This is a genomic window from Vibrio sp. Isolate24 (genome assembly GCF_022398215.1).
In the GTDB taxonomy this organism is placed as follows: Bacteria; Pseudomonadota; Gammaproteobacteria; order Enterobacterales; family Vibrionaceae; genus Vibrio; species Vibrio coralliilyticus_A.
Map to the genome: position 1 here is coordinate 826,029 of NZ_JAKEUU010000002.1, position 11,781 is coordinate 837,809.

Annotated in this window: 11 protein-coding genes; 6 read left to right on the top strand and 5 right to left on the bottom strand. The window is 44.7% G+C overall.

What is annotated here, in order from left to right; genetic code table 11:
- Positions 1-26 precede the first annotated feature (26 nt).
- The 5 genes from L1D23_RS11995 to L1D23_RS12015 all read left to right on the top strand — a co-directional run bounded on the left by L1D23_RS11995 (position 27) and on the right by L1D23_RS12015 (position 5,431).
- Complete coding sequence (locus tag L1D23_RS11995; protein WP_239866562.1) at positions 27-1,430, top strand: methyl-accepting chemotaxis protein; 1,404 nt, start codon at positions 27-29, stop codon at positions 1,428-1,430.
- Between the two features lie 98 nt (positions 1,431-1,528).
- Complete coding sequence (locus L1D23_RS12000; RefSeq protein WP_239866564.1) at positions 1,529-2,722, top strand: class I SAM-dependent methyltransferase; 1,194 nt, start codon at positions 1,529-1,531, stop codon at positions 2,720-2,722.
- Between the two features lie 331 nt (positions 2,723-3,053).
- Positions 3,054-4,358: a TolC family outer membrane protein gene (locus L1D23_RS12005; protein ID WP_239866566.1), complete on the top strand. Its 1,305-nt coding sequence runs from the start codon at positions 3,054-3,056 to the stop codon at positions 4,356-4,358.
- 1 nt (position 4,359) lies between these two features.
- Entirely contained in the window at positions 4,360-4,971 is a 612-nt protein-coding gene (locus L1D23_RS12010) for an OmpA family protein (protein ID WP_239866568.1), read from the top strand.
- A gap of 106 nt (positions 4,972-5,077) precedes the next feature.
- Entirely contained in the window at positions 5,078-5,431 is a 354-nt protein-coding gene (locus L1D23_RS12015; protein ID WP_019278084.1) for a DUF2750 domain-containing protein, read from the top strand.
- Between the two features lie 65 nt (positions 5,432-5,496).
- Here the strand turns inward: L1D23_RS12015 and queC are convergent, their stop codons facing one another.
- Positions 5,497-6,192, bottom strand: a complete 696-nt coding sequence (gene queC, locus L1D23_RS12020) for a 7-cyano-7-deazaguanine synthase QueC (protein ID WP_239866570.1) — start codon at positions 6,190-6,192, stop codon at positions 5,497-5,499.
- A gap of 10 nt (positions 6,193-6,202) precedes the next feature.
- The gene (gene queE / locus L1D23_RS12025; protein ID WP_239866784.1) at positions 6,203-6,853 is read right to left on the bottom strand and encodes a 7-carboxy-7-deazaguanine synthase QueE; all 651 of its coding nucleotides are present in this window, start codon (positions 6,851-6,853) and stop codon (positions 6,203-6,205) included.
- A 175-nt stretch (positions 6,854-7,028) separates the two neighbouring features.
- Between queE and L1D23_RS12030 the strand changes: the two genes are divergently transcribed.
- The gene (locus L1D23_RS12030) at positions 7,029-7,838 is read left to right on the top strand and encodes a Cof-type HAD-IIB family hydrolase (RefSeq protein ID WP_038158838.1); all 810 of its coding nucleotides are present in this window, start codon (positions 7,029-7,031) and stop codon (positions 7,836-7,838) included.
- A 29-nt stretch (positions 7,839-7,867) separates the two neighbouring features.
- On the opposite strand, the gene L1D23_RS12035 is transcribed toward L1D23_RS12030, so the two are convergent.
- The 3 genes from L1D23_RS12035 to L1D23_RS12045 all read right to left on the bottom strand — a co-directional run bounded on the left by L1D23_RS12035 (position 7,868) and on the right by L1D23_RS12045 (position 11,776).
- Positions 7,868-9,295: a bifunctional NUDIX hydrolase/phosphatase PAP2 family protein gene (locus tag L1D23_RS12035; RefSeq protein ID WP_239866572.1), complete on the bottom strand. Its 1,428-nt coding sequence runs from the start codon at positions 9,293-9,295 to the stop codon at positions 7,868-7,870.
- A gap of 14 nt (positions 9,296-9,309) precedes the next feature.
- Entirely contained in the window at positions 9,310-9,786 is a 477-nt protein-coding gene (locus L1D23_RS12040; RefSeq protein WP_031343311.1) for a GNAT family N-acetyltransferase, read from the bottom strand.
- 112 nt (positions 9,787-9,898) lie between these two features.
- Complete coding sequence (locus L1D23_RS12045) at positions 9,899-11,776, bottom strand: propionyl-CoA synthetase (protein WP_239866573.1); 1,878 nt, start codon at positions 11,774-11,776, stop codon at positions 9,899-9,901.
- Between the last annotated feature and the right edge of the window lie 5 nt (positions 11,777-11,781).

The window sequence follows — 11,781 nt, forward strand, 5'->3', positions numbered from 1 at the left end:
ACGGGGTTTCATCGGAAATTGCCATTATGAAAGAAATACCATTTCGCTGGATTGATAAATATCTCATTCATTTAAAGATACAGGAAAAATTCTACCTCCTATTTTTCCTTCCCGTTATCGCACTACTCGTTCTCACCTTCGTTTTCGATAATGCCGCAGATCAAATGCTAACTCACTTATATCAAGATGAACTAGTTTTGATAAAAAATCTAATAGAAGCAGGGAATCTCACTCAAAGTCAGGTCGCTAGCTTATTAGCCAGTTCTGAAACCATCGCTCTTGGTAATGGACCTAGCGCTATCAATATAAACAATGGTGCTTTTAGCATCGTTGCTAAGCCAAGCATCAATCTATGGTCAGCTCTTTCTACAACCCATATCGTCGTTGTTCTGGTTACACTGTCTCTTATTGCATTGGGGGTCTACTACATCATGACCTTTATTGGCGGAGCTATGTTTACAATGAACAAGGCACTCAGCACTCTGGCAGATGGTGATTTGACGAGTCGAATGAACTTTTTCAAGGTTCGCGATGAATTCAGTGAAATCGCGATCACCATAGACAAAGTCGCAGAGCGTGAACAATCGCTGGTGCTCTCCATTCAAGAGTCAGTAGCGTTAATGCAACAAATAAGCTCAGAACTTAATCAATCTAACCAGCACAGTGCTGAAATTTCCGGCACTCAACAGGAACACCTGAATTCACTGGCAAGTGCCACGGAAGAAATGGCTTCCACCATTCGTGAAGTCGCAAACCTAGCTCATGACTCCAGCACGCAAACTGAAAACGCGCGTTCTGTTGCTCAACAAGGGCAACAGAAAGTTGGACACACGTTAGCCTCTATTTCCCAACTTTCCAACGAAGTTCAGTCAGCTTCACAAGCGGTTGCCGAACTTGATGCTAATGCCGCCCAAATCGACGAGGTGGTCACCGCTATTAACGGTATCTCTGAGCAAACGAACCTACTAGCACTCAACGCGGCCATCGAAGCTGCTCGAGCGGGAGAACAAGGCAGAGGTTTTGCCGTTGTTGCCGATGAAGTACGAGCATTAGCAGCAAGAACTCAACAATCTACCGTTGAAATTCAATCTATGATCGAAGCCTTACAGCGCAACAGTCAGTCTTTGACAAAACTGATGGAAACTACCGTGGTGAACTCTAGCGAGGGCCAAACATTGATGTCAGAGGTGAATACAGAAATCGCATCCTTGGCAGACAAGAACCAAGCTATATCTGATGCCAGTGTTCAAATTGCTACCGCAGCTGAAGAACAAGGTGTCGTTGCAGACAGCATTGCCGCTAGTGTGGAAGAAGTTCGTACTCAGTCCAATCAAGTCTATGAAATGATCAACGCGACCAACAGCAATATTGAACAGCTTCGTAATCAGAGTGATTCAATGGAGAACTTACTCACCGGGCTTAGAGCTTAATGCATTGAGCCGCCTGACAGGCGGCTCTTTTATTTGCTTTTCACTCCTACTTCCCTGAAAATACCCAGCCTTCCAAAACCAACCTATTGAGTAAACACATGACTCCAGCTATTTACCTTGAAAAGGGCCGCGATAAATCCCTAAGACGTCGACACCCATGGATTTTTTCTCGTGGTATTCGAAAAGTGGAAGGCGAACCTTCATTAGGTGAAACCGTGGATATCTTTACTCATGATGGAAAATGGTTGGCAAAAGGCGCTTATTCTCCCCATTCTCAAATTCGTGCTCGCGTTTGGAGCTTTGAGAAAACCGATATAAATGAAGACTTCTTTGTTAAGCGTATTCGAGACGCGCTACTGCTCCGTCAAGACGTGATTGAGCGTGATGGTCTCACAGGTTATCGATTGATCGCAGCAGAGTCAGATGGTCTGCCTGGTATTACCATCGATAAATACCAAGACTACCTCGTTTGTCAGCTCCTAAGTGCAGGCGCAGAGTTCCAGAAGCAGTCACTGATAAACGCTCTCCTAAAAGTATTCCCGCAGTGCAACATTTATGAACGCTCAGACGTAGCGGTACGTAAGAAGGAAGGCTTAGAAGAACGCACTGGTGTTTTACACGGTGAAGTGCCACCCAAGTCTGTTGTCATTGAGGAAAATGGTGTCAAGATCAGTGTCGACATCGTTGGCGGACATAAAACAGGTTTCTACTTAGATCAGCGTGACAGCCGCCAACAAGCGATGAAATACGTGAAAAACAAAGAAGTACTTAACTGCTTCTCTTACACCGGTGGATTTGGCTTATATGCGTTAAAAGGTGAAGCAAAGCGTGTGATTAACGCGGATGTTTCTCAGCCAGCACTAGACACAGCAAAACTCAATGCCGAACTAAACGAGTTTGATATCTCTAAGAAACGAGCTGTATTCCTCAATGCTGACGTGTTTAAGTTGCTACGTGAATATCGCGATCAAGGCACCCAGTTTGATGTGGTCATCATGGATCCACCAAAGTTTGCAGAAAGTAAAGCTCAGCTCAATGGTGCATGTCGCGGCTACAAAGACATCAACATGTTGGCGATGCAGATTCTAAAACCCGGTGGTACCCTGCTGACGTATTCGTGCTCAGGCCTGATGGACCAAGTTCTATTCCAGAAAATCATTGCGGATGCTGCAGTCGATGCGGGTAGAAAGGTCAAGTTTGTCGAGCGCTTTGAGCAAGCGGCGGATCACCCTACTGATACCGCTTACCCGGAAGGCTTTTACCTTAAAGGTTTTGCTTGTAAAGTCATCTAAGCAGACAAACTCATTAGCAGAAAAGGGCCTTACGGCCCTTTTTTAATCGTACGATTTTATGATGCCGTTAAGTAGGTTGGTCAAATCGTTACTCGTGATACTGCATTGGCTGGTGCCAGCTCCAGTGAGTTTATTGACGACGTTAGCAAGCCATCATAATCCATGGGATACATTTTGTTAACGAGTTAGTACAGCAACATAGAAAGTGATGTTAGTCATCATTCTGAGTATAGTGTTACTTTATTCACGCTACAGATGGATAATTCTCAAAAATGAGATCGAACAATTGAGTAATATCCCTCGAACAAGATGTACCCGAGGAGCCCCCATAGTGAAATGGAACCGGATTAAACTGTTGAGCATCGCTACCGCGTTCGCTTTCCCAGTACAAAGCCAAACCTTAGAACAAGCTGTCGCCCTTACAATTGCTAATAACCCAAACGTTAAAGCCTCTTATAATGAGTACATGAGCAAACTTTACGATGCCGAAGCATCATCAGGTGCTTATTTGCCATCGATCGATCTCGATGCAGGCATTGGCTATGAACAAGTCGACTTAGCATCGGGAACAGAAGATGAACTGACTCGTAAAGAAGCAACATTAAGTCTGACACAGCTTATATGGGATGGCTCTGCCACGTTGAACAACATGGATAGAACCGCAGCTGACGCTGAATCCGTTCGATTCCAACTACTCGCCGATTCTCAAGACATCGCTCTCGAAGTAACAAAGATTTACCTCGATGCGACCAAAGCTCACGAAGTGCTAGCGCTTTCAGAAAGCAATTTAGCGGTTCATAAAGAGATTTACAGTGATATCAAGAAACGGGTCGAATCAGGAATAGGTTCAACCGCAGACCTATCACAAGTGGAGGCCCGCTTAGCGAAAGCTCATGGTAATCTACTGGCTGCGCAAAATAACCTTTATGACGTCCACACTCAGTTCAAAAGAATTGTCGGCCAGGCACCACAAGGACTTATTTTCCCTAGAGCAGACGAAAATGCCATTCCATTCTCTATCGATGAAGCCCTTGATATTGCAGTTAAGAATCACCCAGTAGTTAAGATTGCACAAGCGGACGTAGATTCAGCTCGTTTTCAATATCAACAGTCAAAAGGTGTCAACTACCCAACTCTCTCTATTGAGGCAAACCAAATATGGCGTGATGATGCTGGAGGTATACAAGGTAGTAGCAACGAATCTTCTGCCATGCTGCGTATGCGCTATAACTTGTATAATGGAGGCTCTGATTCTGATCGTACCGAAAGTGCAGCGTATCAGTTGAATAAAGCGAAAGATTTTCGTGACCGTACATTCCGTAGCCTTGAAGAAGGCCTGCGTTTGTCTTGGAGTGCTCTTGACCTAACTCTACAGCAAAAAGAATTTCTTGCTGACCACGTAGACTCGGCATCCGATACTGTTATTGCTTACGAAAAACAATACAAGCTTGGCAAGCGCACTCTTCTCGACCTCCTCAACACTGAAAACGAGCTGTTCGAAGCACGTAAAGATTACCTAGATGCCAAATACGATGAGCAGTATGCCAAGTACCGGGTTATGAATGCTACGGGTGGATTGCTAACAGCACTTCGTGTTGACACGCCTGAAGATTGGAACAAAGTGGTTGAGTACTAATATGAAAAAGTCGATTATTTCTACAGCTATCATCGCTCTGGCATTTTCAGCAGCTACATATGCTGAAGATATCTACAGCTATCGTGAAACTCCCGTAGCCAATCAACTGTCAGATCTATATGACGATGATAAAGATGGTGTTATCAACGCACGAGATTTGTGCCCAGATACTCCACTCGGTGCCAACATTGATAACGATGGGTGTGGTACATACGTTAAGTCAGAAGAAGAAATGGATCTTCACATTTTGTTCGAAAATGACTCAAGTGACATTCAACCTGTATTCCTAACTCAAATCCGAGAAATGGCCGATTTCTTAGAGGTATACCCATCAACGTCTATCGAACTACAAGGGTATGCGAGTAAAGTTGGCAACCGTACCCACAATATGGAGCTTTCCAAAGAGCGCGCACAGGAAGTCGAGTCAGCCTTGATTAATAACGGCGTAAGTCATACAAGGATTAAGATCGTCGGTTTCGGAGATACTAATCTAGATGATTTGGGTGACGATGAAATCACTCACGCTAAAAACCGTAAAGTGGTCGCGACTGTGGTAGGACACAAAGGCAACTTTAAAAAGGAATGGACGATTTTCACCAAGAAATCCCGCTAAAGTGTCACTCATACATATCGAATGGGCACTCAATGTGCCCATTTTTATTTAGCTTTCATAGTAAGAGTGTTACCCTAACCGCGATTCTACTTATGAGATAAATCCTATGAGCAAATTAACTGCTGATATTCAGGCTAACCTAGAGCTATTCGTATCAGAAACCAAAGCAAATAGCTTGGTTTGGGGCCTTCGCAATGAAGAAGGTTGGCTGTCTTGTGACTCTACGGAATTTGAAAACAGCGAAGTCATGCCATTCTGGTCTTCTAAGGAAGACGCTCAAGCACATAACGTGGAAGAGTGGTCAGATTTTGAGGTTTTGGAAATCCCACTAGATATCTTCGTTGAAGACTGGCTACTAACACTAGCGGAAGATGGCGTTTTAGTTGGAACAAACTGGAATGCGCAGCTAGAAGGCAAAGAGCTTGAGCCGTCTGAGCTTGCAAAAATGTATCTGGATTAATAACTCCTGATTAGAAAAACGCCCTCATTTGAGGGCGTTTTTGTATTAGCGATCTTAGAGAAACTTTACGCTTCACTACTTTGCTTGCTGACTAACGAGGCCATAACGGCTTCTCGATTGTCGATGTAATCATTCAAACCCGCTTTTCTTAAATCACACGCTGGGCAATCTCCACAACCATCACCGATAACGCCGTTGTAACACGTCAGTGTTTTTTCTCTCACCAACTGCAGTGCATCGTATTGGTCAGCCAGAGCCCAAGTTTCCGCCTTATTTAGCCACATCAGCGGCGTAACAATGTCTAGATTGCGATCCATACCTTGAACCAAGGCACTGCTCATCGCTTTAACGAAATCATTGCGGCAATCAGGATAGCCTGAGAAGTCCGTCTCACACACGCCAGTAATCACAGCCTGAGCACCAATTTGATACGCGTAAATACCCGCTAGAGTCAGAAAAAGAATGTTACGGCCAGGGACGAATGAGTTAGGTAGACCATTTTCCTGCAGCTCATGTGAGACCGGAATGTCATCACGAGTCAATGAGCTAATGGCGAGTTCGTTCAGCAAGCCCACATCCATCACTTTATGCGCTTTAACGCCTAGCTCTTTTGCAAGGTCTTGAGCCACCTCAATTTCCAGCTTGTGGCGCTGACCGTAATCGAAAGTGATCGCATGTACTTCATCAAAATTCTTAAGTGCCTGCACGAGACATGTAGTGGAATCTTGACCACCACTAAATACTACAACTGCTTTTTTCATTTCGTTTCCCTTACGCAATACTTAGATACTTGTGTGTCTGGATAGAGAGTCTCCAGTTACGCGCAATACAAGTATCAATACATAGCTGAGTGGCGCGTGGTTTCTGACTGATCGGCTGTAAAGCAATAGTCGTGCTTTCAGGCACGCCTGCGCGCTCAATCAAAGCATCGAGTTGCTCAATGTCTTTATCGGTCGCTACTGGATGTTTAATCTCATTTGCTCGGAGCAAAGCACAATCCAGAACGGGCAGTTTACCTTTCATGGCTACTTTTGGTGACACTGTCACCCAGGTACTTTCACTTGCTAAAACTGGTGATGTGCCACTGGTTTCAATTTGGCAACGACATCCAATCGCTTCGAATGCTTCTGTCAACGGACGCAAGTCGTAGATGCATGGTTCGCCGCCAGTAATAACAATATGCTTAGCCTGATAACCTTGTTGACGATACTGCTCGATAATGTCATCTCCAGACACACTACACCATGTTGGTGAGTCTTCCGTTTTCGCGAGCACTTCCGCTAATGGTCGTTCGTCTTGAGGTGTCGCATCCCAGGTTTGTTTCGTATCACACCAAGCACATCCTACCGGGCATATCTGCAGACGAACAAACACCGAAGGAACGCCTGTAAAGACACCTTCGCCCTGAATGGTTTCGAACATTTCGTTTAATTTGTACAACTTTGTCTCAGCCTAACTCATCATCAATATTTAGCAGGAACGAGACCATAAATGACTGCACTGCGAAGGTCAACTAAATCAGAAATTGATCATTCCGATTCACTCATTTAATCTGCTTCTTTCTTTAGTGATAACTTTAAAACTTTTAGGTAAGTATATGTACAAGCTGATTGCTTTGGATATGGATGGCACCTTGCTAACCAGCGACAAGTCCATTTCAGAAAGAACAAAAACCGCCATAGAAAAAGCGCGAGCTCAGGGAGTCAAAATCGTTCTTGCTTCAGGCCGCCCTCTTGCAGGTATGCAAGAGAAACTGACAGAACTAGGCATAGACGGACACAATGAATTTGTGGTGTTCTACAACGGAAGTACAGTGAAAGAAATTGGCTCTGGAAAAGTCATTCATCAAGCCTACATTGATGGTCGACGTGCGAAACAAGTGGCGAAACTCGCTAAAGAGCTAGGATTGTACTGTCATGCATTCAGTACTGAGCACGGCTTAATTACACCCGAGAATAACGAGTTTACTACCTTGGAATCGGACATTAACCAAGTGCCGATTACGGAAATGGCGTTCGATTCATTGGAGGACGACCACCCTATCATCAAAGCCATGATCGTCGGTGAACCATCAAAACTGACGCAAGCAGCGAAAGCCATTCCAGATGTACTTCATCAGGAATTCACCATTGTACAAAGCGCCCCGTTCTTTCTAGAATTTCTCAACCTTGAGAGTAATAAGGGCGTGGGGGTCAAAGCGATTGCAGACTACCTTGGTATCCACGCTGACGAAGTGATTTGTATGGGAGACGCGGAAAACGATCACCATATGATTCGCTATGCGGGGCTTGGAGTCGCAATGGAAAATGCGATGGAACAAACCAAAGCGATTGCTGATTACATTACCACCAGCAATAATGATGACGGCGTTGCATTGGTCATCGAGCAGTATGTACTGAATCAATGATACTTATGCGTTAGCAATAAAAGCTGCCATTAGGCAGCTTTTGCAAATTTCCTAACGCTGACTACGAACAGAATCATAAGCACTGGGTAGCGAACGGCGTCTAATCCGAATGACAAAACGCTACTTCTAGAAACAAACACTTCACTGTACTCAAACAACCAATATATCGCGACCATAGAGATAGTAATTGGAATAATCAGTTCTGCTGTGATTTTCTTTTCATTTTCGTCAGCTGTGTAAATCACACCTAACGCCGTGCCGATTATCCCTAACCAAATACCAAATACCGGAATTGGCCACACAGAGACCATCACCAAGCCAGCAGCAATCAACACAAACCAAAGTGCTTTCGACTGTATCAATGTCATTAACTCTACATCACGTTTGTTATCTAAACGGATCAGATGCCAGGCACACAAACCACCAATCAACAAACCACTTAGCATATCGACGATAAAGTGCGTCCCAGTGTAAAAACTAGAAATAGCTAGCCAAGTCATCAATCCCACGCTGGTACCTGCAAGATAGTCTGCCCCATTTTCCCTCATTTTATTGAGTAGTAAGATGATCACGCACATCCATACTGCAAACGGTAAACTCGGTAAACTGTAACCTGAGAATTGTGGCAAAGCCTTGTTCGCAAGATAGACCTGTGGTGGAGGGAGTTGAAATCCCTGTTTCGCAAGTAAAACAATCAATGACGTAATTGTTACGGCGAAAAACACTTTATAGCTAAAATCTCGCCCAAACCGCCAATAAAGATAAGGGAAGAGAACCAACAGAATAATGGGATGATTAAGTTGAAGGCTTAACTTAAACAACTCTTCAATAATGGCTTCGGCATGAGTTGGTAGCTTATCTAGCAACAAACGGAACTCATTTAACCAAGCCAACTCCATTTGATTAAATGTAGGCGCAGATTCAACCAAGTTATCCACATATCGAACAGGTTGAGGAGTTGCTTGCTCAAAATACCCTGCAATCCGTTTGAGTTGTTCTGGGAATCGATATTCCTGAGCATTGATCATCTCTGGCGAAATTAACATTGCCGACGCAATTTCAACGCCATAATGCGGTGCAAACCATATTGGTAACTGGTGTGCATCAAATGAATCATCAATGTGAAACGCCACAATTTCAGAATCAGAGATACAATCGTAATAAATCGTGTTGTTTCTCTGACCCAGAACTTTATTGATTGACACAACCAGCCCGGTTTCTTCCCAAGTTTCGCGCTGTGCGGCTGATTCTGGCTTTTCGCCTCGTTTCACATTGCCTGCAGGCAACCATGACTTGCCAGTCAAAATTTCATTAACAAGCACCAGCTTATCATCTGCTCTGATGACACAGGCGGCACCTTCTATTTCTAGCTGTTTTTGCTCAGCGAAAAGCAAAGATGAGAAAAATGTGAGTGTAAAAAACAGAAACACTCGATCCAACTGCTTAAAAATGGTCATTTATTACTTCTTGTTTAACCCACTGGTTTGCGGAGCCAATGGATGTGATGTTCGAAACCCAGTTCTTTATAAAAATCCAGCGCATTGCTGTTGAAATTCCACACTTCAACAAAGATCTGTTTTACGCCATAGTCATCAAAACGCTGTTCAATCGACTTGCATAATTGTTTTGCAATACCCGACTTACGACACTCTGGAAGGACATAAAGTTCATCGATACTGCCCATTTGTACGGGTTTACTCACGCTGGAAATCAGTTCGCAAAAATGGCCGGATACAAAACCAACAATCCGTTGTTCTTCAAAAGCAATTAGTACAATACATTCTGGGTCATCTAAGTATCGGGCGATACTCTTTTCCTGCTCTATATCTTCCGCAGTTTTAAAGTGTTCAGAGCATTGCTGATGATGTTCGTCGTGCAGCCTGAACATCATGTCATTGAGCGATTCTAAGTCCTGCGCTTGAGCGACTCTAATTTCTAATTTGTGCATATTTATTTTGATGTCGCAAATAAAACCACAGTGTGAGTCGAACATAAAAATTTATCAACAAAAAAGCCCCTTAAAGAAGGGGCCAATTAGTGATTATGGAACGCCGTCTCAACTATGATTCGAGGGCTTTCTGAATTTCCTCTAGACTCGTCGGATCATCGATGGTTGAAGGAACAGTATACTTTTCACCATCGGCTATTTGTCGAATGGTCTTGCGAAGTATTTTGCCCGAACGTGTTTTCGGTAGACGCTCAACGACGAGTGCGTGCTTAAAGCAGGCAACTGCGCCTATTTCATCGCGTACCTTACCCACAAGCTCACCTTCAAGCTGCAAGTCATCGACTTTGACGCCGTCTTTTAGGACCACAAATCCTAATGGTAACTGCCCTTTTAAGTCATCATGCACACCAACAACCGCACATTCCGCGATAGCAGGATGGCCACCAACAATTTCTTCCATTTCACCGGTCGACAATCGATGTCCGGCGACATTAATCACATCATCGATACGGCCCATAATAAATAAATAGCCATCTTCGTCTAGGTAACCACCATCACCTGACACATAGTAGCCTGGGAACTGGCTCAAATATCCCGACTCAAATCTGTCATGGTTACGCCACACGGTAGGCAAACAGCTAGGTGGCAATGGGCGTTTCAACGCAACAAAACCTTGTTTATTCGGCGCGACAGGCTCACCTAGTTCATCCAATATTTCAACCTGATAACCGGGGATCGGTTTAGTCGCTGAACCTGCTTTAACAGGCATCAACTCAATCCCCGTTGGGTTACCCGCAATTGCCCAGCCTGTTTCCGTTTGCCACCAGTGGTCCACAACTGGTTTGTCGGTTTTACTTTCTACCCACTCCAAGGTTGGAGGGTCTAAACGTTCCCCCGCCATAAAGATGGTTTTTAGATTCGACAGGTCATATTGCTTGAGGTGCTCACCTTCTGGGTCTTCTTTCTTGATGGCACGGAAAGCAGTTGGCGCAGAGAACAATACATCGACCTTATACTCTTCACACACGCGCCAAAAGGCGCCTGGGTTTGGCGTTCTCACAGGCTTGCCTTCAAACAAAATCGTTGTGCAACCATGAATGAGCGGCGCATAGACAATGTAAGAATGCCCGACTACCCAGCCCACATCAGAAGCAGCCCAATAAACTCCATCCAGAGGAACGTTGTAAATGGCACTCATTGAGTACTTCATCGCGACAGCGTGGCCTCCGTTGTCACGCACGACTCCTTTCGGTTTTCCGGTTGTTCCCGAGGTGTAAAGAATGTAGAGAGGATCAGTCGCCAGAACCGGTACGCACGCGTGAGGTAAAGCGTTGTTGTACGCCTGCATCCAATCCACGTCTCGCGCCTGGCTTAATTCAGCCTCACACTGTGAGCGTTGTAATACCAAAACCTTTTCAGGTTTCCAGCGGCTATCCATCACTGCTTTATCAACCATAGGTTTATAAGGGATGACTTTATTGATCTCGATACCACAAGACGCGGTCATGATAACTTTTGGCTCAGCATCTTCTATCCGTACTGCAAGCTCGTTTGGGGCAAAGCCTCCAAATACCACAGAGTGAATGGCCCCTAAACGTGCACATGCCAACATCGCCATTGCGGCTTCTGGAATCATTGGCATGTAGATAACAACTCGATCGCCTTTCTCCACCCCTTGCTCTGCTAGCATCCCTGCGATCTTGGCGACCTTATCCCTAAGCTCTTTGTATGTGTACTTTTGCTTGCTACCGGTGACAGGAGAGTCATAGATCAGTGCTGTTGTCTCCCCTCTTCCTTGTTCACAGTGGTAATCGAGTGCAAGCCAACAAGTGTTAAGCACACCATCAGGGAACCAACGTTCAATACCGTTTTCATCCTTCTGCAAAATGGTCTTAGGTTGCTCAAACCAGGCCAATTGCTCGGCTTGCGCTTTCCAAAATTGCTGTGGGTTTTCCTGTGCCCAAAGGTATTCTTTCTGATATGCAGACATAATGC

Bases quoted from the DNA above. Each gene is read 5' to 3' on its own strand.
- L1D23_RS11995 (WP_239866562.1), top strand. From the start codon at position 27: ATGAAAGAAATACCATTTCGCTGGATTGATAAATATCTCATTCATTTA.
- L1D23_RS12015 (WP_019278084.1), top strand. From the start codon at position 5,078: ATGAGCAAATTAACTGCTGATATTCAGGCTAACCTAGAGCTATTCGTA.
- L1D23_RS12040 (WP_031343311.1), bottom strand. From the start codon at position 9,786: ATGCACAAATTAGAAATTAGAGTCGCTCAAGCGCAGGACTTAGAATCG.
- L1D23_RS12035 (WP_239866572.1), bottom strand. From the start codon at position 9,295: ATGACCATTTTTAAGCAGTTGGATCGAGTGTTTCTGTTTTTTACACTC.
- L1D23_RS12030 (WP_038158838.1), top strand. From the start codon at position 7,029: ATGTACAAGCTGATTGCTTTGGATATGGATGGCACCTTGCTAACCAGC.
- queE (WP_239866784.1), bottom strand. From the start codon at position 6,853: ATGTTCGAAACCATTCAGGGCGAAGGTGTCTTTACAGGCGTTCCTTCG.
- L1D23_RS12000 (WP_239866564.1), top strand. From the start codon at position 1,529: ATGACTCCAGCTATTTACCTTGAAAAGGGCCGCGATAAATCCCTAAGA.
- L1D23_RS12045 (WP_239866573.1), bottom strand. From the start codon at position 11,776: ATGTCTGCATATCAGAAAGAATACCTTTGGGCACAGGAAAACCCACAG.
- L1D23_RS12010 (WP_239866568.1), top strand. From the start codon at position 4,360: ATGAAAAAGTCGATTATTTCTACAGCTATCATCGCTCTGGCATTTTCA.
- queC (WP_239866570.1), bottom strand. From the start codon at position 6,192: ATGAAAAAAGCAGTTGTAGTATTTAGTGGTGGTCAAGATTCCACTACA.